Source organism: Streptomyces sp. adm13(2018) (genome assembly GCF_008042145.1).
GTDB lineage: Bacteria > Actinomycetota > Actinomycetes > Streptomycetales > Streptomycetaceae > Streptomyces.
The window spans coordinates 1-2,511 of the sequence record NZ_RDBH01000222.1 but is presented as its reverse complement, the minus strand read 5'-3'; the positions used below and the strand labels follow the sequence as shown (position 1 = coordinate 2,511).

General features: G+C 75.2%; 2 protein-coding genes. One reads left to right on the top strand and one right to left on the bottom strand.

Annotated elements, in window-relative coordinates; all coding sequences use genetic code 11:
* Nucleotides 1-2,339, bottom strand: a 2,339-nt coding sequence (locus EAO70_RS35860; RefSeq protein ID WP_148006974.1) for a condensation domain-containing protein, incomplete at its 3' end; no start/stop codon positions are given.
* On the opposite strand from EAO70_RS35860, the gene EAO70_RS40550 reads away from it, so the two are divergent.
* On the top strand, nucleotides 2,226-2,511 hold a 286-nt coding region (locus EAO70_RS40550), incomplete at its 3' end, for a condensation domain-containing protein (RefSeq protein ID WP_148006973.1). The two genes, EAO70_RS35860 and EAO70_RS40550, sit on opposite strands and share 114 nt — an antisense overlap.

Here is a 2,511-nt window from a genome sequence, read left to right as displayed (position 1 = left end):
GCGCCGCCCGCGCGGACGACGGCGTGGATGGCGATGAGGAGGTGGAAGGAGCGGGGGAGGGCGACACCGACGACGGACTCGGGTCCGACTCCGCGTCCGACGAGGAGGCGGGTGAGCCGGTTGACGCGTGCGTCGAAGTCCGTACGGGAGAGGTCTTCGCCCTCGAAGACGAGCGCGGGGCTTTCGGAGCCGGTGGCGTGGGCGGCACGGGCGGCGCGGTCGGATCCGGCGGCGACGAGGTCGGCCAGGTCGACGGGTCCGTCCAGGACGTGCGCGGTGTCGTTCCAGCCGTGCAGCCGCCGCCGTTCGGCCGCGTCCATCAGGTCGATCGACGTCACGGGCGCGGCCGGATCGGCCACCACGGCGGCCAGCAGCCGGAGCAGACGCTCCGTCAGCCGCTCGGCACCGGCCCGCTCGAAGAGATCCGTCGCGAAGCGGAGACCGCCGCTGATCCCGCCGTCGGCCTCGGAGCCGCCGAACGCGAACTCCAGGTCGAACTTCGACCCGCCGATCTCCACCGGCAGTTCACTCGCCCGCACCCCGAAGAGCTCGGACACCCCGGTCTCCACCGAGTGGTACGTCACCATCGTCTGGAACAGCGGGTTGCGGGACTGCGAGCGGGCCTGGCCGACCGCCTCCGCCACCGCCTCCAGGGGCAGATCGGCGTGCGAGAACGCCGCGAGACCGGTGTCCCGGACCCGGCCGACCAGGTCGGCGAAGCTCGGCTCGCCCGTGAGGTCGGCGCGCAGGACGAGGGTGTTGAGGAAGAACCCGACCATCGGGTCCAGCTGCTCGTCGCCCCGGCCGGAGACGGGTGTGCCGATCGCGATGTCGTCACCGGCCCCGAGCCGGTGCAGTAGGGCGGTGACGGCCGCGTGGACCACCATGAACATCGTCGCGCCGGAGTCCCGGGCGATCCGGGCGAGCCCCGAGCCCGTCTCCGCGTCCACCGCGAAGGGCACCACGTCGCCCTGGTACGAGGGCGTGGCGGGGCGCGGTCGGTCGGTGGGGAGGGCCAGCTCCTCGGGAAGTCCGGCGAGCTGGTCGCGCCAGTAGGCGGCCTGGCGGGCGGCGAGGGAGTCGCGGTCGCCCGGGTCGTCGAGGAGCGCGCGCTGCCAGAGGGCGTATTCGGCGTACTGGACGGCGAGCGGCGCGAACTCCGGCGCGTGACCGGCGGCGCGGGCCGCGTAGGCGGTGTCCAGGTCGGCGAGGAGCGGGCCGGTGGACCACTCGTCCGTCGCGATGTGGTGCAGCAGCACCACGAGGACGTGCTCCTCGTCCGAGGCGCTCAGCAGGGCCACCCGCAGCGGGATCTCCCGCTCCAGGTCGAAGACATGGCCGCTGACGGTCTCGGCCTCCGTGCCCAGCGCCCCGGCTGCGACGCGCCGGACCTCGAAGGGAACCCCGGCCTCCTCCGGCGTGAGGATCCGCTGGTACGGCTCCCCGTCGATCTCCGTGAACACGGTCCGCAGCACCTCGTGCCGGACCACGACGTCCCGGACCGCCGCGCGGACGGCCTCCGGGTCCACCGGACCGTCGAGCCGGACCGCGAGCGGCACGTTGTACGCCGTCCCCGGGCCCCGCACGTGGTCGATCAGCCACAGCCGGCGCTGGGCGTACGAGAGGGGAGTCGGCTCGGGTCGCGTCCCGGCCGGTGCGAGGGCGGGCCGGCCGGACGCACCGCGCGCGGAGAGCCGGGCGGCCAGCGCCTCGACCGTGCGCGCCTCGAACACGTCCCGCACCGAGCACTCCACGCCGAGCGCGGCCCGCACCCGGGCCGCCGCCCGGGCGGCGAGCAGGGAGTGTCCGCCGAGGGCGAAGAAGTCGTCCTCGACCCCCGCCGACGCGAGCCCGAGCAGGCTCGCGAAGACCCCCGCGAGGATCTCCTCGCGCGCGTCCCGCGGCGCCCGGGACCGCCCGGTCGCGGCGTCCGGCGGTGCCGGGAGGGCGCGGCGGTCGAGCTTGCCGTTGGGGGAGAGGGGGACGGCGGGGATCACGAGGACGATGCTCGGGACCATGTACTCGGGGAGGTGTGCGGCGGCGTGGGCGCGCAGCGCCTCCGCGGCCACCGTGGCCCCGGCGGCGGGGACGACGTATGTCACGAGCCGCTGGAATCCGGGCCGGTCCTCGCGGACGACGGTGACGGCCCGGGAGACCCCGGGAGCCGCCGCCACGACCGTGTCGATCTCGCCGGGCTCGATGCGGAAGCCACGGAGCTTGACCCGATGGTCGGGTTCTTCCTCAACACCCTCGTCCTGCGCGCCGACCTCACGGGCGAGCCGAGCTTCGCCGACCTGGTCGGCCGGGTCCGGGACACCGGTCTCGCGGCGTTCTCGCACGCCGATCTGCCCCTGGAGGCGGTGGCGGAGGCGGTCGGCCAGGCCCGCTCGCAGTCCCGCAACCCGTCGGCCGGGTCCGGGACACCGGTCTCGCGGCGTTCTCGCACGCCGATCTGCCCCTGGAGGCGGTGGCGGAGGCGGTCGGCCAGGCCCGCTCGCAGTCCCGCAACCC